16 protein-coding genes are annotated in these 18361 nt (G+C 72.8%); 10 read left to right on the top strand and 6 right to left on the bottom strand.

All coding sequences use genetic code 11. From position 1 onward, the window contains the following. Both ACO0M4_RS00865 and ACO0M4_RS00860 read right to left on the bottom strand, forming a co-directional pair. Complete coding sequence (locus ACO0M4_RS00865; RefSeq protein ID WP_430367577.1) at positions 1-1068, bottom strand: serine/threonine protein kinase; 1068 nt, start codon at positions 1066-1068, stop codon at positions 1-3. A 171-nt stretch (positions 1069-1239) separates the two neighbouring features. Then, positions 1240-1695 carry a hypothetical protein gene (locus tag ACO0M4_RS00860; protein WP_430367576.1) on the bottom strand — a complete coding sequence of 152 codons (456 nt, stop codon included), beginning with the start codon at positions 1693-1695 and terminating at the stop codon, positions 1240-1242. A 458-nt stretch (positions 1696-2153) separates the two neighbouring features. Between ACO0M4_RS00860 and ACO0M4_RS00855 the strand changes: the two genes are divergently transcribed. Next, on the top strand, positions 2154-3923 hold the full coding sequence (locus ACO0M4_RS00855; RefSeq protein WP_430367575.1) for an acetyl/propionyl/methylcrotonyl-CoA carboxylase subunit alpha: 1770 nt from the start codon (positions 2154-2156) through the stop codon (positions 3921-3923). 78 nt (positions 3924-4001) lie between these two features. Here ACO0M4_RS00855 and ACO0M4_RS00850 read toward each other — a convergent pair whose 3' ends face one another. Beyond that, positions 4002-5186: an alpha/beta hydrolase gene (locus ACO0M4_RS00850; RefSeq protein ID WP_430367574.1), complete on the bottom strand. Its 1185-nt coding sequence runs from the start codon at positions 5184-5186 to the stop codon at positions 4002-4004. A 312-nt stretch (positions 5187-5498) separates the two neighbouring features. On the opposite strand from ACO0M4_RS00850, the gene ACO0M4_RS00845 reads away from it, so the two are divergent. The 6 genes from ACO0M4_RS00845 (at position 5499) to ACO0M4_RS00820 (ending at position 11227) form a co-directional block, all read left to right on the top strand. Then, a complete protein-coding gene (locus ACO0M4_RS00845) occupies positions 5499-6764 on the top strand; it encodes a hypothetical protein (protein ID WP_430371171.1) in 1266 nt (421 codons plus the stop codon). Between the two features lie 118 nt (positions 6765-6882). After that, on the top strand, positions 6883-8151 hold the full coding sequence (locus tag ACO0M4_RS00840; RefSeq protein WP_430367573.1) for a DUF4145 domain-containing protein: 1269 nt from the start codon (positions 6883-6885) through the stop codon (positions 8149-8151). Beyond that, positions 8145-9038, top strand: coding sequence for a carbohydrate kinase family protein (locus ACO0M4_RS00835; protein ID WP_430367572.1), 894 nt, complete (start codon positions 8145-8147; stop codon positions 9036-9038). Before ACO0M4_RS00840 ends, ACO0M4_RS00835 begins: the two co-directional genes overlap by 7 nt. After that, positions 9035-9661, top strand: a complete 627-nt coding sequence (locus tag ACO0M4_RS00830; protein ID WP_430367571.1) for a 2'-5' RNA ligase family protein — start codon at positions 9035-9037, stop codon at positions 9659-9661. Before ACO0M4_RS00835 ends, ACO0M4_RS00830 begins: the two co-directional genes overlap by 4 nt. Continuing rightward, positions 9658-10464 carry an inositol monophosphatase family protein gene (locus ACO0M4_RS00825; RefSeq protein WP_430367570.1) on the top strand — a complete coding sequence of 269 codons (807 nt, stop codon included), beginning with the start codon at positions 9658-9660 and terminating at the stop codon, positions 10462-10464. The genes ACO0M4_RS00830 and ACO0M4_RS00825 overlap by 4 nt, the downstream gene beginning before the upstream one ends. A 91-nt stretch (positions 10465-10555) precedes the next feature. Beyond that, positions 10556-11227 (top strand): TetR/AcrR family transcriptional regulator, encoded by a 672-nt coding sequence (locus ACO0M4_RS00820; RefSeq protein WP_430367569.1) that lies wholly within the window; start codon positions 10556-10558, stop codon positions 11225-11227. A 146-nt stretch (positions 11228-11373) separates the two neighbouring features. On the opposite strand, the gene ACO0M4_RS00815 is transcribed toward ACO0M4_RS00820, so the two are convergent. Both ACO0M4_RS00815 and ACO0M4_RS00810 read right to left on the bottom strand, forming a co-directional pair. Next, the gene (locus ACO0M4_RS00815; protein WP_430367568.1) at positions 11374-12312 is read right to left on the bottom strand and encodes a DeoR/GlpR family DNA-binding transcription regulator; all 939 of its coding nucleotides are present in this window, start codon (positions 12310-12312) and stop codon (positions 11374-11376) included. A gap of 317 nt (positions 12313-12629) precedes the next feature. Next, a complete protein-coding gene (locus ACO0M4_RS00810; protein WP_430367567.1) occupies positions 12630-14075 on the bottom strand; it encodes an NAD(P)H-quinone dehydrogenase in 1446 nt (481 codons plus the stop codon). Between the two features lie 140 nt (positions 14076-14215). Here ACO0M4_RS00810 and ACO0M4_RS00805 point away from each other — a divergent pair, with 140 nt between their 5' ends. The 3 genes from ACO0M4_RS00805 (at position 14216) to ACO0M4_RS00795 (ending at position 17433) form a co-directional block, all read left to right on the top strand. After that, positions 14216-14653: a gamma-glutamylcyclotransferase gene (locus ACO0M4_RS00805; RefSeq protein ID WP_344577018.1), complete on the top strand. Its 438-nt coding sequence runs from the start codon at positions 14216-14218 to the stop codon at positions 14651-14653. A gap of 129 nt (positions 14654-14782) precedes the next feature. Further along, a complete protein-coding gene (locus tag ACO0M4_RS00800) occupies positions 14783-15598 on the top strand; it encodes a purine-nucleoside phosphorylase (RefSeq protein ID WP_430367566.1) in 816 nt (271 codons plus the stop codon). 152 nt (positions 15599-15750) lie between these two features. Then, positions 15751-17433 carry a phospho-sugar mutase gene (locus tag ACO0M4_RS00795; RefSeq protein WP_430367565.1) on the top strand — a complete coding sequence of 561 codons (1683 nt, stop codon included), beginning with the start codon at positions 15751-15753 and terminating at the stop codon, positions 17431-17433. 152 nt (positions 17434-17585) lie between these two features. Here the strand turns inward: ACO0M4_RS00795 and ACO0M4_RS00790 are convergent, their stop codons facing one another. Continuing rightward, a complete protein-coding gene (locus tag ACO0M4_RS00790; RefSeq protein ID WP_430367564.1) occupies positions 17586-18212 on the bottom strand; it encodes a PH domain-containing protein in 627 nt (208 codons plus the stop codon). Positions 18213-18361: the final 149 nt, after the last annotated feature.

Raw genomic sequence — 18361 nt, 5'->3', positions numbered from 1 at the left:
TCAGTCCTGGCGACGGGTGGGGGCTATCGGGAGGGTGGCGCCGGCCGGCACCGGGGTGGGCGGCGCGGCGGCCGCGGGCGTGGCGGGGGCCCCGGCGGCCGGGGCGTCGGCCGGGCGCTTGCCGGCGGGGACGTCGGCGGCCAGCAGGGACGCCGATTGGCGGGCCAGCGCCGCGATCACCCGGCCGGGCAGCCAGCCGGGGCCGAGCCCGGCGGTGCCGCGGCCGGCGGGCCCGAAGGCGGCGTCCAGCGCGGTCGGTACGGGGGCGGCGGCGGGCACCGGCGCCGGGGTGCCGTCCGCGGCCGGGGCGAGCGCGTCGAGGAGTGCGGCGGGCTGCGGGCGGGCGGCCGGGTCCCTGGCCAGGCACGCGGAGATCAGGGTCCGCAGCCCGGCGGGCAGTTCCTCCCGTTCGGGCACGGTGTACCCGGTGGCCGCGTACGCCAGCGTCGCGCCCAGTGCGTAGACGTCGCCGGCCGGTTGCGCGGGCCCGCCGGCGGCCTGCTCCGGCGGCAGGCTGCCGGACTCCAGGCCGGGCAGCCCGGAGCGCGGGGTACCGTCCGCGGCCGCGGCCCGGACCGCGCCGAAGCAGCTCAGCCGGGGCCCGTCGGCGGCCAGCAGCACCGCGGCCGGGGAGACCCCGGCGTGGCTGAGGCCCTGTCCGTGCCCGACGATCAGGGTTTCCGCGAGGGCCGCGCCCAGGGCGCGAACGGTGCGCTCGGGCAGCGGGCCGCCATGCACGTCGAGGGCGGCGGGCAGCGGCAGCACCGGCAGGTAGGGGCGGGCGTGCCAGGGGGCCTCACTCGGCGCGGAGACCTCGGTGGCCGGGGCCGCCCACGGTCCGAGCAGATAGCGGGAGGTCTCCGCCTCGGCGCGGAAGCGTCCGGGGTCGGCGTCGGGCAGCGGCAGGCCGAGCAGTACCGTCCGGTCGCCGTCCGCGCTGCGCGCCACGTAGCGGCGCTCGGGTACGGGTACGGGGGACGCCGGGTCGTCCAGTCGACTCAGCACGAGATAGGGACCGACCGGATCGAATCGTTCCGGTTCGCTGGCCCCCGTGGCGTGCGCCCGCATGGGCCCCTCCCCCGTGTCTTCTCCTGTCGGACGCCGCCCCGCCGCCCGGCCCCGCCGCCCGACCCCGGTGGCGTACGGCCCGAAGAGCCTACAAGGGCGGTCCGGGCGGCCCGGGGGCGGTGTCCAACGGGGGCCGCGGCGGCCGGAGTTCAGGACGAGGGGGCGCGGGGCTCAGGCGGCGGCGCCGCCCGGGGCGGTGTCCTCGGCCGCCGGGGACGGGCGCGCCTCGCCGTAGGCCACCAGCGTCAGCACGAGCAGCGCCAGCACCACCATCGCCGCGCCGAACGCCGGCCAGCCGACCAGTCCGACGGCGAGCGCCCCGAGGACGCCGTGCACCACGGCGCAGCAGATCAGCGCGATGCGCGAGAGGCGTCCTGGGGCCCGGTCTCGTAGTGCGCCGCGCAGCAGTACCGCGGCGCAGAAGAGGAGGAAGAGCGCGAAGACCGCGCCGCCGGCCCAGGTACCGGCGGACATGGCACCCGGCCGCAGCCCGGCCAGGGACATCTGTTGCCGGTCGACCACGATGCTCAGGATCCAGTTCAGCAACAGGATCCCGGCCGCTTCGAGGATCAGGACCACCGCCGCCGCCAGGGCCACCGGTCTGCGTGCCGTCACCACCCCACCCACCCCACTTCCACCGTCATGCACCGTCGCGCGCTGTCCGCGCCACCGTGCGCCGCCGTCACAAGCCGTTACCAGGAGTACAGAAGGCATCACGCACGCTACTAATGGGTAACAGCCACGGCAAGGGGTCTGCACCACCGCATGCAACCCCCTTCCGGCACGCCCCCGCCCGCCGCGCTCACCCGAAAACTTTCACTCGCCCATTCGTAGGGACTCCACAAAGAATTGACGGTCCGCCGGACGTCCGCAGTTCGAGACCTAGGCCACACCGGGCCGCGAGCCGGAGCCCAGGAATCCGGGCCTACCCTGGGATTCCAACGGACTTTGGTCCCTCACCATCGCCGCGTGCACGCTCTGTGTGGGCAAGCTCACCCCAGGGAACGGGTCGGCACGCGGTGTCGCCAGTCCCTAAACTCGCTGCGTTCATTGTGTTGCGGCGTAGCGCCCAGGAAGGACCCATCGTGCGCAAGGTGCTCATCGCCAACCGTGGCGAAATCGCTGTCCGCGTTGCCCGTGCATGCCGGGACGCCGGGATCGGGAGCGTAGCCGTCTACGCCGACCCGGACCGGGACGCCCTGCACGTGCGTGCCGCGGACGAGGCATACGCCCTGGGCGGTGACACCCCTGCCACGAGTTACCTGGACATCGCCAAGGTCCTCCAGGCGGCCGCCGATTCCGGCGCCGACGCGATCCACCCCGGCTACGGCTTCCTCTCCGAGAACGCCGATTTCGCCCAGGCCGTCCTGGACGCGGGCCTGACCTGGATCGGCCCGCCCCCGCACGCCATCCGCGACCTCGGCGACAAGGTCGCGGCCCGGCACATCGCCCAGCGCGCCGGCGCCCCGCTGGTCGCCGGCACCCCGGACCCGGTCTCCGGCTCCGACGAGGTCGTCACCTTCGCCCAGGAGCACGGTCTGCCGATCGCCATCAAGGCGGCGTTCGGCGGCGGCGGCCGCGGCCTGAAGGTCGCCCGCACCCTGGAAGAGGTCCCCGAGCTCTACGACTCCGCCGTCCGCGAGGCGGTCGCCGCCTTCGGCCGCGGCGAGTGCTTCGTCGAGCGCTACCTGGACCGCCCGCGCCACGTCGAGACCCAGTGCCTCGCCGACAAGCACGGCAACGTGGTCGTCGTCTCCACCCGTGACTGCTCGCTCCAGCGCCGCCACCAGAAGCTCGTCGAGGAGGCCCCCGCGCCGTTCCTGAGCGACGAGCAGAACGCCGAGCTGTACCGCGCCTCCAAGGCCATCCTCAAGGAGGCCGGCTACGAGGGCGCCGGCACCTGCGAGTTCCTCGTCGGCCAGGACGGCACCATCTCCTTCCTGGAGGTCAACACCCGCCTCCAGGTGGAACACCCGGTCACCGAAGAGGTCACCGGCCTGGACCTGGTCCGCGAGATGTTCCGGATCGCCGACGGCGAGGAACTGGGCTACGACGACCCGGCGGTGCGCGGCCACTCCTTCGAGTTCCGCATCAACGGCGAGGACCCGGGCCGCAACTTCCTCCCCGCGCCCGGCACGGTCACCACGTTCGACGCGCCGTCCGGTCCGGGCGTCCGCCTGGACGCGGGCGTGGAGGCCGGCTCGGTCATCGGCCCGGCCTGGGACTCCCTGCTGGCCAAGCTGATCGTCACCGGCGCCACCCGCGAGCAGGCCCTCCAGCGGGCCGCCCGCGCGCTGAACGAGTTCCAGGTGGAGGGCATGGCCACCGCCATCCCGTTCCACCGCACGGTCGTCAAGGACCCGGCGTTCGCTCCCGAACTCACCGGCTCCGCCGCGCCGTTCACCATCCACACCCGCTGGATCGAGACCGAGTTCGTCAACGAGATCACGCCGTTCGTCGCGCCCGGCGGCGAGGAGACCGAGGCGGATACCCGCGAGACGGTCGTGGTCGAGGTCGGCGGCAAGCGCCTGGAGGTCTCGCTGCCGGCGTCGCTCGGCATGCCGCTGGCCCGCGCCGCGGTCGCCGGGGGCGCCAAGCCCAAGCGCAAGGCCACCAAGAAGACCGGCAGCGCGGCCTCCGGTGACACCCTGGCCTCCCCGATGCAGGGCACCATCGTCAAGGTCGCCGTCGAGGAGGGCCAGCAGGTCGCCGAGGGCGAACTGGTCATCGTCCTGGAGGCGATGAAGATGGAGCAGCCGATCAACGCGCACCGCTCGGGCACCGTCAAGGGCCTGACCGCCGAGGTGGGCGCGGCCCTCACCTCCGGCGCGGTGATCTGCGAGATCAAGGACTGAACGGTCCACGGACCGGCATAAGGGGCGGGCTCCCGGTACCTCGCGTACCGGGAGCCCGCCCCTTTTTCCGTCCGCTGGCTACGACTTCCCCACGACCTCCTCCGGGAACACCAGCGTCCGGCTCATCCACTGGAGGGCGGCGGGCAGTTCACGGCGCCAGGTGGCGAAGTTGTGGCTGCCGTGGTCGAGCACGATCGAGTCCGCCTTCATGGGCGGGCGGACCGCGGCCAGGAACGCCTGCGCCGCCGGATAGTTCTTCTCCCCGCTGCGGCTGGTGCCGATCAGCACGTTGACGTCGGGGGCCGGCAGGTTCTTCAGCCGCCACATCAGGTCGTGCTCCGCGCGGCGCGCGCCGCGGTCCTTGCCGTCGCCGAAGAGGTTGCCCGTGGTGGGGTCGGTGGAGACCTTGTAGTCGGGCGAGAGGGCGGCCGCGGCGGCGTACGTGCGGGGGTGGCGCATGGCGAGCTGGAGGGCGCAGCTACCGCCCGAGGAGTAGCCGAGCACGCCCCAGGCGCCCGGGTCGTGGCCCACCCGGTAGTGCGACTTCAGGGCCTCCGGAACGTCCTGCGCGAAGAACGTCTCAGCCTGCGGGCCACCGGGGACGTCGACGCACTCGGTGTCCCGCGGCGGCGCGATGGTGGGCCGCAGCATCACGATGACGGACGGCTGGAGGGTGCCGTCGCGGACCAGCTTCGCGGCGGTCTCGGGGAGTCTGAGGTGCTGGCCCAGCAGGAATATCCCGCCCGGATAGCCGCTGAGCGCGACGATGACCGGGAAGCGCTGGCGGGCGTACTGCTTCTGGAAGTACTGCGGCGGCAGGTAGACGTACGCCGGGTCCACCACCCGGGTCCGCTTGCCCACGATGCGTACCGTCTCGACCTTGCCGTTCTTCTCCGGCGGCCCCTTGGGCACCCCGTGCACCTTGTCCAGGCCCTCCGGGCCGGACGCCTGCACCAGCCCCTTCGACGGGTCTCCGGCGGGCCCGGCGGCGCCCTCGGCGCCCCACTTGCCGACCGCGGCGGGCGCCCCGTCGTACAGCCCGAGCAGCTCGTGCCAGGAGGCGTAGAACTGGAAGTTGGTGTTCACCACCAGACCGAGCGCGGCCACGACGGCCAGCTGCGTCGCGGCGATCACGCCCAACCGCCCCAGCACCGCCCGCGGCCCGCGCCGGGCGAACCGCGGCCAGAGCCACACGGTGAGCCCCACACAGGCCACGGAAAGGGCGATCATGGCGTACAACAGTGGCCGGCTGGTCAGTCCCATCGATGTTCCCCAGACTTCCTGGACGGCCCCCGGACGTCCCCGGAAGCCCTCTTTGCGCCTGGTTTGATGACCCTTGGACGGGTGACGTTGCCGCCTTTCCGAGGTGTTCGCCGCCCCGACGGAAGCGGTACCCCACCCCGTCACCGACCGGCCGCCGCCCGTCCACCTCCACCGCCGGCCGCCGCCGGCCGCAGGAACTACCGCCCGGGACTACGCGTCTCGCCCTGTAGGCGACACCAACCGCTCGTCCTGCCCCACCCGCGGCACACCGGATCCAGGCGGCGTGCAGAAGGAGGCACCGCGCGCGTGACCATGGAACTCAGCTCCCTGACGGGCGTCCGACAGGCCATCACCGTGATCCTCCCCGTGCGGCTCTCGACGCCCCCTTCCTGGGACGAGGGCCCCCTGCCGTTCGCGCTCGGCAGCCGCCGCACCGACACGGCCACCCGGCAGACGTACTTCACCCGGGCAGCCGCCCGCGTGCTCTACGGGACACCGGAACGCCCCTGCAGGTGGCACCGCTCCGCAGACCTCGCCCACGGCCCACTGCACCTGCACGGCCTGGAGCTGCTGCGCACGGCAACCGACCGCACCCACCGGGACGCGCTGGCGATCCTGCACTTCACGGTCGAGGGGCCGACGCTGCTGGAGACCTTGCGGGCGATCAGCCACCGCCACACGGCGGGCGACGACCCGCTGAACGGCCCGCTGGCCCCGGACGCCCTCCTCAGCGGCGTGGCAGGGCCCAGGACGGCCGAGGCGCCGTTCGCCATCGCCCGGCCGTACACCATCGCCTTCTTCACGCCCGGCTCCGAGCACACTCCCGCCCTGCGCCAGGACCGCCGGTTGCCCGACACCGCCGACCGTTGGCTGTGGCACCTGGCCTCCCGCTCCACCGACGCCGACTTCCCCTCGGCGCCCGAGCACCTGTCGTCCCAGACGGAACACACCGTCCGGATATCGGCGGACTGGAGCGCCCTGGTGCTCCGTCACGGAGCGGCCTTCCTCGGGCACCGCCCGGACCGGGGCGACGGCGACTTCTACGACTTCGCCGCCCTGCACCACCGCACCATCTACCTCGACGCATTACTCCTCGGCACCGTGCAGCGGGACCACATCGACGAACTCACCGACGCCCTGTCCGGTGTCTTCGACGCCCCCAATCTCGGCCCGCGGGTCGCCACCCTGGAACAGCGGATCGCCGGTTTCCGCAGCACGTACTGGCGCCAGCACCTGACCGCCCACGGCCCGGCCAACGAACTGCTCCTCGCCTACCAGGCGCAGTACCGCCTTCCGGAGCGCTTCGCGGAGATCCTCGCCGAGGCGGCCGACTACTCCAGGCTCGTCCAGACACAGGACAGTCAGCAGATCGCCGGCGCCCTCGGCGTACTGACCATCCTCGGCCTCCCCTTGGGCACCGCCCTGAGCATCCTCCAGGTGCTCGACGACCACGGCCCCGGCCATCTGTTCCTCGCCCTCGGAGCCGCCGCCCTGGCCACGGCCGTCGCCTTCACCAGCCGCTACGGCCGGCTCGTCCTGGCGTCCCTGCGCGACCGGGTCCGCAACGGTCCGGACTGACGGACCGAGGGACCGCGAGCACCCCGCCGCACCACCAACTCGCTGACGCAATCCGGTAGTTGATGGCAACAAACCTCGATACAATCAAATAAAAACCGCCGAAGAGGACACGGACGACGTGACAGTCAACGAGGGCGAGTCACTCCGGCTGTACAAAAAGGCTTTAAGGTACGCCGAGTCGGACCCGGAGGTCTTTCTCAGTACCGCGAGGAGAGCAGCGGAGTCGATCCTCTTGGATATCGCCATGCAGGAAGCGGTCGGCTCGAAGCCGACACTCGAATCCTTATTGACTGTTCTGGCGGCCAAGGGCCTGGTGCCACCGAAAGTGGTATTGGCCGTACGGACGATCCAGAACTACGGCAATTACGGCAGTCACGCACAGCAGGACTCGGACGACGAGATCTCCAGCGAGGACATCCGCCCGTGCCTCGACGCCCTGACGCAATTGGCGGTCTGGTACGGGCGCACCAGCAAGGCGCTGGCCGAGGACGAGGCGCAGCGGGGCCTGGCCGACATCCAGCGCACCGCGCACACCACGCGCCTCGCCGATTCATCGCTGATCGTGGTGAAGGCCCTGCTGCTGGGCTGCGGCTTCGAGCACCTGCTGAGACAGCGCAACCACCGTCTGGTATACGTCCAGTTGCCCTGGTCCGACCATCTGGTCAGGGACGTGTCACGACGCCTGCTCGACCTCGCGATCTACAACGAGCGGCGAGTGCTCCGCCTACTGGAGGCCGATCCGAAGGTCCGGGACCAGGTCGTGCCGCTCGGCCGGGTCGGCTACTCGATGGGCGGCCGCAATTTCTATCTACTGGCGACCCGCGCAGGCCGCTGGGGAAACACCACTGCGGCGGAATTCCTGGCACATCCGGCCGGGGCGCAGATCGCCGTACCGAAACTCAGCGACATGTTCGACAACATCCTTGCGGCACTCTCCACCGACGAGGCCGGCCTGCGTGACATGGGCGTGACCATTCTGGACGTGCCGCACCATCTCGGCCTGGAACTCTTCCATTTGAACCAGGACGTGCTGGCCGTGGGTGGGCAGAACCTGCGCATGCACGCACGCGACAACAACGGCTATTTCGAACTGCTCAACTCCGAGATGCTGCCGGCCCGGGCCCAGGCACGCCTGCGCTCGGCAGCCGCCAACATCCTCATCGCCAACCGGGCCTGGCTCGCCGACACGGGCGCCGAACCGGCCGGTATCCACCGCGAACTGATGCGCCGCTTCCATGACCTGGGGGCGGAGAAGGGCCGCTTCGAGGAACTCGTCCAGGATCTCGTCACGCACGCCTCCTTCCCCCAGGAGAGCAGCGACGCGGGGCGGGAACGGCTGGTGCGCCACGTGCTGTTCGAGAGCTACCGACTGGGAGAGCCGTGCTAGGGCGCGGCGCCGCAGCCGCTCCGGACGGCACTGGGCCCGCGCGACGGGTACTCGTCGCCGGCGGCACCAACTTCGACATCATCGTCCAGGCGGCGCGGCTGCCGGAGGAACACGAGAAGCTCCGGGGCGGTACGTTCTCGGCACTGCCGGGCGGCTCCGCGGCCAACACCGCCCTGGGCCTGGCTCGGCAGGGCTGCGCGGTCCGGCTGGCGTCGGCAGTGGGAGACGACGCGCTGGGGCGGGCCTGCCTCGACGGCCTCCGGGCAGGAGGAGTGGACACCTCACGGGTCCGCGTGGACACCACCGCCCGCACCAGCATGGCTCTCGTCTTCTCGTCGGGCAGCGGCAAGCGGATGATGACGTTCGCGGGCGCGGACCGCGAGGCCGCGATCAGCGCGGTCAACGAGGAAGACGTCCGCGCCGTGGACCATGTGCATGTCGTCGGCGAGCCCACTCGGCCGCTGATCCGGCTGGTGGCCCTCGCCCGGCGCCACGGCCGGTCGGTCTCGGTCGAATGGAACGGCCGGGACATGAGCCCGCTCGCCGGGGGCCCGGCCCTGAACCTGATGAACGCGGACGAGGCGCGGGGCCTGCCCGGCGCGTCACCGGACGACCCGGCCGCCACCGCACAGCGCTACGCCGAAACACTCACGGGTGAGGTGATCGTGACGCTGGGGCCCCGCGGTGCACTATGGGCATCGCCCGGCCGGCCGCCGCTGCACGTACCCACCCGCCCCGTCGAACCGGTCGACCGCACCGGTGGGGGTGACGCCTTCAACGCCGGAGTCATCGCGGGGTGGCTGAGCGGCGGATCAAGGGAGCACTGCCTGCGCCGGGGCCTCGACGCGGCGCTGCACGTCATCACGAGGAGAGGAGCACGACCATGACCAGATGGCTCGGCATCGCCCTGCTGCCGGACGCGGCTCACCTGCAAGCCGCGATCCGCCTACAGCGGGAGATCGGCGGCGAGCACCCGTTGCGCCCACCCCTGACGCCGGACGGCAATCTTCCCCATGTGACCGTCTTCCAGGGGCCGTTCAACGACGCCCTCGACCCCAAGGCGGAGCTGGAGAAGCTCGGCGACTCGGTGCCCCTGCCCAGCGCGGTGCGGCTCGCCGCCAGCGGCATCGTCTACCAGCCCACCGGCTGGGTGTTCCTCTCCCTGGCCAAGCCCCGCCTGCTGATGAGCCTGCAGGAAGCGGCGCTCGATGCACTGGACGGCCATCTCGACCGTGCGGCATTCGACCGGACCAAGGACACGTCGCGGTTCTCGGAGCCCGAGCGCACCAGTTTCGCCCGGTACGGCTACCGGTACACCGGCGAGGCGTACGCCCCGCACATCACGCTCGGCCGCGCCGAGGAGGACGTCGCCCAGGAATTGGTCCGCACCGCTCCCGAGCGCGCCTCCATCCCCCCGGAGTGGGTGTTCGACCGGCTCAGTTTCTACGTGATGGGCGAGCACGGCGCCCATGCGGAGACGCTGGCGGAGCGACCGCTGGGCCCGGCGTGAGCGAGGCTCCCCCGCTCCTCGCGGTGGCCGAGGAGGCCGTCGAAGCCGGGATCGCCTACCTGGCCCAAGCCGGGCGGGACGCGGCGACGAGGCAGCTCAAGCCGTCGGGCGAAGAGGTCACCGCCGCGGACGTCGAGGTCGAGCGAGTGATCTCGCAAACCCTGCGGCGGCGGGCTCCCGGCATTCCGATCGTCGGTGAGGAATCCGCCGGCGCCCAGCCGACACCGTCCCGGTGCTGGCTGCTGGACCCCATCGACGGCACCATGAACTTCACCCGGGGCGCCCCCTTCTACGCCGTCTCGCTGGCGTACGTGGAAGCCGGTCGGCCCCGGCTCGGAGTCATCGACGCCCCGGCCCTCGGCCGCCGTTGGCGCACGGGACCGCAGAGTGCGCGGCCTGGGGGGCCGGCCGCCGCCCCTCGCGTCCAGGAGGTGCACGAGGCGATCATCGGCATCACGGGGACCGGCTCCGACGACGCCCGGCTCGGCGAGCGCATCGCCCTGTTACAGAGTGCGGCGTACCGGGTGAGGATGCAGGGTGCCATGAGCCTGGACCTCGTTGGAGTGGCGGAGGGCTGGCTGGACGCCTGCGTCTGTCTGCGCCCCAAGCCGTGGGACGTGGCGGCCGGCACGGCCCTCGTCCGGGACCGGGGCAAGGCGGTCCTGGGTGCGGACGGCCGCGACGTCACCTTCGGCTCCCCGCTCCTGGTGGCGGGTGACCGGCAGCTGGCACAGCGGGTGCTCGACGTGGTGGAACGGCGCTTCCCTAGGACGACCCACCGGGGCGGGGAGCACCCCCGGTAGATCCTTGCGCACCGCACCGGGACGCCCTCTGACCGGGCAATGGCATCCTGGAGCCACCGGCCGCAACCGGCCGGTGTGAGGAAGGACGGCGATGGCGACCGAGACGGCAGGGCAGCGGCGGGCGGAGCGGGCCGCGGCGGCGCACGCACCGGCAGGGACGCCCGCGTCCGTGGGAACGCCCGCGGCGCGCCCCATGCGGGCCGACGCGCGTCGGAATTACGAGCGGCTGCTGACCGAGGCGCGGACGGCCTTCACGGAGCACGGCACGGACACCTCGCTGGAGGACATCGCGCGTCGGGCCGGCGTCGGCATCGGCACCCTCTACCGGCACTTCCCCAACCGCACCGCCCTGATGGGCGCGGTCTTCCAGGGTGAGGTGCACGCCCTGGTCGGCTATGCACGGGAGTTGGCCGACGCACCGCAGCCGTGCACCGCGCTGGTCGACTGGCTGCGTGCGCTGATCACGCACGCCAGCACCTACCGGGGCCTGTCGCGGGCCCTGATGACCGCGTCGGCGGACGAGAGTTCGGGGATGGCGCGGTGCAGCGTGCCGCTGGGCGAGGCCGGCGCCGCGCTGCTGACCCGGGCCCAGCAGGCCGGTGCGGTGCGCCGGGGCGTCGTCATCGGCGATCTGCTCCAGCTCACCAACGGCATCGCGCTGGCCGCCGAGGAGTCCCCGGACGATCCGGAGCTGGCCGACCGGCTGTTGACGCTGACCCTGCGCGGGCTGAAGGCGGGCGCGCCGGACCAGGCGGGGGCGTAGGTCCGGCGGGCCGGTGCGGGCCCCGGCGTCCGGGGCGGACGGCACCTGCCCGGTTCAGGGGCGGACGGCACCGGCCTCCGGGTCCGGGGCGGGCGGCGCCGGGCCGGACTCTCCGGCCCGCCCGACGCCCGCTCTCCCGTCCCGGCTCAGCGCCGCCGGGGCGCCAGGTCGGCCACCCGGCCGTCTCCGAGCCCGCCGGCCGAGCGCAGTTGCGGCGCCCCGGGCGCGGCGCCCGGGTGACTGCGTCGCTGGCCCGGCAGCGGCACGTCCCGCCGTGGGCCCCGGCGCTCCGGCGGGGCGGCTTCCAGGCCCGGCTGGGCCGGTGCCTGCCCGGGGAGTGAGCTGCTGGCGACGGCGATCTGGACGCCCTGGTCGGCCAGCGCCTGGAGTTCCGTGCCGGCCCGGTCGTCGTGGGCGGGTGGTTCGTCCGTCACGAGTCGGGTGATGACGTCCGTCGGCACGGTCTGGAACATGGTGTCGGAGCCGAGCTTGGTGTGGTCGGCGAGCACCACCACCTCCCCCGCCGCCTGTACCAACGCCCGGTCGACGCTGGCGGAGAGCATGTTGGAGGTGGACAGCCCGCGCTCGGCGGTCAGGCCGCTGCCCGACAGGAAGGCGCGGGAGACCCGTAGGCCCTGGAGCGACTGCTCGGCACCGCTGCCGACCAGCGCGTAGTTGGAACCGCGCAGGGTTCCGCCGGTCATCACCACCTCGACGCGGTTGGCGTGGGCCAGCGCCTGGGCGACCAGCAGGGAGTTGGTGACGACGGTCAGGCCGGGGACCCGGGCGAGCCGGCGGGCCAGCTCCTGGGTGGTGGTCCCGGCGCCGACGACGATGGCCTCGCCCTCCTCGACGAAGCCGGCGGCGAGGTCGGCGATGGCTGTCTTCTCCGCGGTGGCGAGGTGGGACTTCTGTGGGAAGCCGGACTCGCGGGTGAAACCTCCTGGTAGGACCGCACCGCCGTGCCGGCGGTCGAGCAGTCCCTCTGCCTCCAGCGCCCGCACGTCGCGCCGTACGGTCACTTCGGAGGTCTGGACGACGCGGGCGAGCTCCCGGAGCGACACCGCTCCGTTCGCACGCACCATTTCTAGGATCAATTGGCGACGTTCTGCAGCGAACACGAAACTGACAGTAACGCCAACGACCGTCTGTTTTCAGCAGGTTGCACCAATTAGCAGAAGTTGTTCACACCGCGTCGGTTCTCGTGGTATGCGGCATGCACATGCCCCGATCCTGGTCACCGTGCGTGCCCAAATCCGCTCGATGCCTGGTCAGTTGCGCTCTTCGGCAACCCACCGCCGGCCCGTGGAACGAGGTGCCGGTCCCGACCATGCAGGACCGTTTCACCCCAAGTGCCCATCGTGGGCACAAATATTCCATGGGCCCGCTTCCGGGGCGCCGCCTAGTCGCCGGCGGCCTTCCGGGTGTGCAGCTGGCGGGCGACCTCGGCGATCGAGCCGGACAGCGACGGGTAGACGGTGAAGGCGCTGGCGATCTGTTCGACCGTCAGGTTGTTGTCGACCGCGATCGAGATCGGGTGGATCAGTTCGCTGGCCCGCGGCGAGACCACCACACCGCCGACGACGATGCCCGTGCCGGGGCGGCAGAACAGCTTCACGAAGCCGTCGCGGATGCCCTGCATCTTGGCGCGCGGGTTGCGCAGCAGCGGGAGCTTGACCGCCCGGGCGTCGATCACGCCGTTGTCGACGTCGGCCTGGGAGTAGCCGACGGTGGCGATCTCGGGGTCGGTGAAGACGTTGGCGGAGACCGTCTTGAGGTTGAGCGGGGTGACCGCGTCGCCGAGGAAGTGGTACATCGCGATCCGGCCCTGCATGGCGGCGACCGACGCCAGCGCGAACACGCCGGTGCAGTCACCGGCCGCGTAGACACCGGGGGCGGTGGTCCGGGAGACCTTGTCGGTCCAGATGTGTCCGGAGTCCTTGAGCTTGACCCCGGCGCTCTCCAGGCCGATCCCCTCGGTGTTCGGGATGGAGCCGACCGCCATCAGGCAGTGCGTGCCGGAGATGGTCCGGCCGTCGGCGAGGGTGACCTCGACCCGGTCGCCCACCCGCTTGGCGGACTGCGCCCGGGACCGCGCCATGACGTTCATCCCGCGGCGCCGGAAGACGTCCTCCAGCACGGCGGCCGCGTCCGGGTCCTCACCCGGCAGCACCCGGTCGCGGGAGGAGACCAGGGTGACCCGGGACCCCAGCGCCTGGTACGCGCCGGCGAACTCGGCACCGGTGACGCCGGAACCCACCACGATGAGTTCCTCGGGCAGTTCGGTGAGGTCGTAGACCTGCGTCCAGTTCAGGATCCGCTCGCCGTCCGGCTTGGCGTCCGGGATCTCGCGCGGGTGGGCGCCGGTGGCGATCAGCACGGCGTCGGCGATCAGGCCCTCGGTCGAGCCGTCGGCGGCGGTGACGGTGACCTTGCGCGAGCCGTCGGGTGCCTGGCCCGGCTCCAGTCGGCCGCGGCCGCGCATCACCCGGCCGCCGGCACGGGTGACCGACGCGGTGATGTCGTGGGACTGGGCCAGCGCCAGCCGCTTGACCCGTCGGTTGACCTTGCCGAGGTCGACCCCGACCACCCGCGCGGGACGCTCGTTGTAAGGGGTGTCGTCCTCGACGATGATGCCGAGCTCTTCGTAGGAGGAGTCGAAGGTGGTCATCACCTCGGCCGTGGCGATGAGGGTCTTCGACGGGACGCAGTCGGTCAGCACCGACGCTCCCCCTAGACCGTCGCAGTCGACGACGGTCACCTCCGCGCCGAGCGAGGCGCCCACCAGGGCCGCTTCGTATCCGCCGGGTCCGCCACCGATGATCACGATCCGAGTCACGTACTCCATTGTCCCGCACGCCCGACCGTGGCTCTCCCCCGGGGGCGCGGAGACGGCCGGGCGGGCGCCGGGCGTGTGCTCTCGACAGCCGGTTGTACGAATCTCCGGTACCACGAGCCCAACGGGGAACCTCCCGTACCCTCGGAAGCATGTCGCTCTACGCCGCGTACGCCGGCAACCTCGACGCGCGGCTGATGTCCCGCCGCGCACCGCACTCCCCGCTGCGCGGCACCGGCTGGCTGAACGGCTGGCGGCTCACGTTCGGCGGCGAGCAGATGGGGTGGGAGGGCGCCCTGGCGACGGTCGTCGAGGACCCCGGCTCCCAGCTCTTCGTCGCGCTCTACGACATCGCGCCCATGGACGAGGAGTCCATGGACCGCTGGGAGGGCGTCGGCCTCGAGATCTACCGGCGGATGCGGGTCCGGGTGCACACTCTCGAAGGCGACGAGACCGCCTGGATCTACGTCCTCAACGGCTACGAGGGCGGTCTCCCCTCGGCCCGCTATCTGGGCGAGATCGCCGATGCGGCCGAATCCGCCGGCGCCCCGCACGACTACGTGATGGAGATCCGTAAGCGCCCCTGCTGACCGGAGCGCTCCCGCCCGGCCCGCCGCCGCACCCGGGGAATCCTTTGGCAGAAAACACAAACCGGCACCTGCAGGCCCGTGGGCAGCGACATCTACGCGCGTAGGGCATTACCGGCTACCCTCGTCCGCGTGAACGCATCTGTTACCCCGGACATCGACCCGAAGGGCGCTGCGGACGCCGCGGCCGCCCGCCTGCGCGAGCTCACCGGCGCCGAGAACCACGACGTCGCCCTGGTCATGGGCTCCGGCTGGGCCCCGGCCGCCGAGGCCCTGGGCGCCCCCGAGTACGAGTTCCCGGTCACCGAGCTGCCCGGCTTCCCGCCGCCGGCCGTCGCCGGCCACGGCGGCACGGTCCGCTCGTACCGGATCGGCGAGAAGCGCGCCCTGGTCTTCCTCGGCCGCACCCACTACTACGAGGGCCGCGGCGTCGCCGCGGTCGCGCACGGCGTCCGCACCGCCGTCGCCGCCGGCTGCCAGACCGTGGTGCTCACCAACGGCTGTGGCGGCCTGCGCGACGGTATGCGCCCCGGCCAGCCGGTCCTCATCGGCGACCACCTCAACCTCACCGCCACCTCCCCGATCGTCGGCGCCAACTTCGTCGACCTGACCGACCTGTACTCGCCGCGGCTGCGCGCGCTGTGCAAGGAGGTCGACGCGAGCCTGGAGGAGGGCGTCTACGCCCAGCTCCCCGGCCCGCACTACGAGACCCCGGCCGAGATCCGGATGCTCCGGACGATGGGCGCCGACCTGGTCGGCATGTCCACCGTCCTGGAGGCGATCGCCGCCCGCGAGGCCGGCGCCGAGGTGCTGGGCATCTCGCTGGTGACCAACCTCGCCGCCGGCATGACGGGCGAGCCGCTCAACCACGAGGAGGTGCTCCAGGCGGGCCGCGACTCGGCGACCCGGATGGGCGCGCTCCTCGGCCAGGTCCTCAGCAAGATCTAGCCGGCACCGGCCCCGGGCGGGCCGGGCCGCCGTACCGGACGGCAGGATCCCGTCGCCGAAGCGAATCGGCGACGGGACCGGCGGCCGCCGCGCGCCCGGCCGGCCGGCCCGTTGCGCATCCCCCACATCGCATCCACAGGCAGGAGCATCACGTGGCTACCGTTCCCGCGGAGCTGATCAGCCGGGCACAGGCGTGGCTGGCCGAGGACCCCGACCCGGACACCCGGGATGAGCTGGCCAAGCTCATCGAGACGGACCAGCACGACGAGCTGGCGGTGCGGTTCGCCGGCACCCTCCAGTTCGGCACCGCCGGGCTGCGCGGCGAGCTGGGCGCCGGCCCGATGCGGATGAACCGTTCGGTGGTCATCCGGGCCGCGGCCGGGCTCGCCGCGTACCTGAAGGACAGCGGGCAGGGGGGAGGGCTCGTCGTCATCGGCTACGACGCCCGCTACAAGAGCGCCGACTTCGCGCGGGACACCGCCGCGGTCATGGTCGGCGCGGGCCTGCGCGCCGCGCTCCTGCCGCGTCCGCTGCCGACCCCCGTCCTGGCCTTCGCCATCCGGCACCTGGGCGCGGTGGCCGGCGTCGAGGTGACCGCCAGCCACAACCCGCCGCGCGACAACGGCTACAAGGTCTACCTGGGCGACGGCTCGCAGATCGTGCCGCCCGCGGACGGCGAGATCGCCGACCGGATCGCCGCGGTCCGGTCGCTGGCCGACGTGCCCCGCCCCAAGGCCGGCTGGGAGACGCTGGACGACAGCGTCCTGGCCGCCTACCTGGAGCGCACCGACGCGGTGCTGACCCCCGGGTCCGCCCGGGACGTGGGCGTGGTCTACACGCCGATGCACGGCGTCGGCCGGGACACCCTCGTCGCCGCCTTCGCGCGGGCCGGCTTCCCGGCCCCGACGGTCGTCGCCGAACAGGCCGAGCCGGACCCGGACTTCCCGACGGTCGCCTTCCCCAACCCGGAGGAGCCGGGCGCGATGGACCTCGCGTTCGCCACCGCCCGGTCCGCGGCCCCCGGCAGCGTCGACATCGTCGTCGCCAACGACCCGGACGCGGACCGCTGCGCCGTCGCCGTCCCTGCCCCCGGCACGCCGGAGGGCTGGCGGATGCTGCGCGGTGACGAGGTCGGCGCGCTGCTCGCCGCGCACCTGGTGCGCAAGGGGGCCGCCGGGACGTTCGCGACGACGATCGTCTCCTCCCAGCTGATGTCCCGGATCGCGACCGGCGCCACGCTCCCCTACGAGGAGACCCTGACCGGCTTCAAGTGGCTGGCCCGCGTCGACGGCCTGCGCTACGCCTACGAGGAGGCGCTGGGCTACTGCGTCGACCCCGAGGGCGTCCGCGACAAGGACGGCATCACCGCCGCGCTGCTGATCACCGAGCTGGCCGCCGAGCTGAAGCAGGCCGGGCGCGGCCTGGCCGACCTCCTCGACGACCTGGCCGTGGAGTTCGGCCTGCACGCCACCGACCAGCTCTCGGTGCGGGTTACGGACCTGTCGCTGATCGCCGACGCGATGGGCCGGCTGCGCGCCCAGCCGCCGACGACCCTCGCGGGCCTGACGGTGACCCGGGCGGACGACCTGAACGCGGGCAGCGCCGCCCTCCCGCCGACCGACGGGCTGCGCTACTACCTGGCGGGCGCGCCGGCGGACGGCATCGAGGCGGCCCGGGTCGTGGTCCGGCCCAGCGGCACCGAGCCCAAGCTCAAGTGCTATCTGGAGGTCGTGGTGCCAGTGGCCGGCCGGGACGGACTGCCGGACGCGCGGGCCAAGGCTGCGGCCACCCTGACGGCGGTCAAGAAGGACCTGTCGGCGGCGGCCGGGATCTGACGACCGGTGCGGCGGGCCGGGCGCGGGTGACGCGCTCCGGGCCGCCGCACGGCGTGTCCACGCGCGAAGGGGCCGGGCTCTCGACGAGAGCCCGGCCCCTTCGCGTACCGGGGGGCGACCGTACGCATCGGTCGCGGCGTCGGCCGGCGCGGCTACAGCGCCAGCATCACCGCCAGCCCCACCGCGCCCACCAGGCTCGGCGCGAGGACCGCGTAGGACCAGCGGACCTGCGGTGCGCCCTGGGCGGTGGTGCGGTGCTCCGCGCGTTCCTTGATCTCGCGCAGTTCGGCGAGGGTCTGGTCGGCCATCGCCTTCGGGACCGGTCCGGAGTCCGCGTTGAGGCCGAAGCGGGGCCGGGCGGCGCGCGGCCCGCGGGCGGCCTGCCGGGCCACCTTCTTGCGCTGCCGCAGCGAGACCGGGACGGCCCACAGCTGGTACTTGCCGGTGCTGGTGAACACCTCGGCGGAGAAGGCCGCGCGCAGTTCGTCGACGGCGGCCCAGGGCAGCGTGATGGTGCGGAACGGGTTGCGCACCACCAGTCGGTCCTCGTTCGCCCGGACCAACGGCCGCAGCGAGAAGGCGGCGACCAGTGGCACCCCGAGGAGCAGCAGGAAGAGCGCGGTGAGCTTGGTGTGGACGGTGCCGCGCAGCAGGGCGTCGGCGCCGAGCCAGAGCCCGAGCAGGATGAGCAGCGCGCCGCCGACCAGGGCCGCCGGCGAGCGGTAGCTGCGTTCCGCGTACTGCTGCGGGGGCGAGGTGGACCGTTCCGGGCTCGTCATGCCGCCGATTCTGCCTGACCGTCCGGATGCCGGACATTGCGTTACGGCATCGATGCGGGCGCCGCGCGCCCCCGGCCGTTCCCGGGTGCCCGGGAAGTGGATTCGGCCGGGGGCTGGCATGTCGCTACGCGCGTAGATATGCTCCCCTC

It is taken from the genome of Streptomyces sp. RGM 3693, assembly GCF_050471125.1.
Lineage (GTDB): Bacteria > Actinomycetota > Actinomycetes > Streptomycetales > Streptomycetaceae > Streptomyces.
This window is presented reverse-complemented; position numbering and strand designations above follow the sequence as displayed.